At 45.2% G+C, this 1,167-nt stretch carries 1 protein-coding gene; it reads right to left on the minus strand.

Going from position 1 to position 1,167, the window contains the following annotated elements; translation table 11 throughout:
• Positions 1–10: 10 nt before the first annotated feature.
• Positions 11–1,167, minus strand: a 1,157-nt coding sequence (locus tag AB5935_RS27295; protein WP_368328014.1) for a nucleoside permease, incomplete at its 5' end; no start/stop codon positions are given.

A 1,167-nucleotide genomic window follows, 5' to 3' on the forward strand; every position in this document is an offset into this window, starting at 1 on the left:
TCTCTTTTACTTAATTTGTTTTACTCTCCTGCTGGTGTTTGTACTTGAATACCAAGGCAAACAGAATGCCGATTACCAGCGCATAAGCGGCAAAGATCAGCCAAATGTTCATCCATTCGCGACTCACCAGTCTGCCGTCGGCATATACAGAGAATGCATCAACTACCGCACCGCTGGCATATCCGCCCATGATGGCTCCCAATCCGTTAGTCATCATAAAGAACAAGCCCTGTGCACTGGCACGGATAGAAGATTTGGCTTCTTGTTCAACAAACAACGAACCGGAAATGTTGAAGAAATCAAAGGCCATACCATAAACAATCATGGAAAGGATCAGCATCCATAGTCCTGATCCCGGATCTCCAAAACCGAACAGGCCGAACCGGAACACCCAAGCGAACATACTGATTAGCATGACTTGTTTGATTCCGAAATGACGCAGGAAGAAAGGTATGGCAAGAATAAACAATGTTTCGGACATCTGTGAAATGGATAACAGGATGACTGAATGTTTCACTCCGAAAGAATCTGCATATTCAGGGATGCTGGCAAAACTGCCTAGGAAAAGGTCGCCGTAAGTATTCGTAATCTGCAATGCTGCACCTAGAAGCATGGAGAAAAGGAAGAAAATAGCCATTTTCTTTTTCTTGAATAACACCAGCGCATCCAGTCCGAAAGCGGAGAGCCATGATTTGTTTTCAGATTTAGCCGGTCGACAGGCCGGGAGCGTAAATGAATAAAGTCCGAGTAGCAATGCGGAAGCACCTCCTACATAAAGTTGTGCACTTGAATTCTTGAATCCGGTAAGGTCGACAGCCCACATGGCACAAATAAAACCGATTGTTCCCCATACGCGGATAGGAGGGAAGTCTTTAATCAGGTCACATTTGTATTGCTCCAGTGCATTGTACGATACCGTGTTGGCGAGGGATAAAGTGGGCATATATACCAACAGGTTGAGTAACATGGCCCAATACATCTGGTCGTATCCCGTTGCGGTGGAAGCGTAGAAGAGACATCCTGCTCCTGCAATATGGCAAAGTCCGTATAAACGTTCTGCATTAAACCATTTATCGGCAATAATACCGATAATACCCGGCATTACCAAAGAGGCAATCCCCATGGTGGCGAAAATGGCTCCGATTTGTTCTCCTTCAAAATGAAGTT

Source organism: Phocaeicola sp. RTP21198st1_B8_RTP21198_201120 (genome assembly GCF_040929485.1).
Lineage (GTDB): Bacteria > Bacteroidota > Bacteroidia > Bacteroidales > Bacteroidaceae > Phocaeicola > Phocaeicola dorei.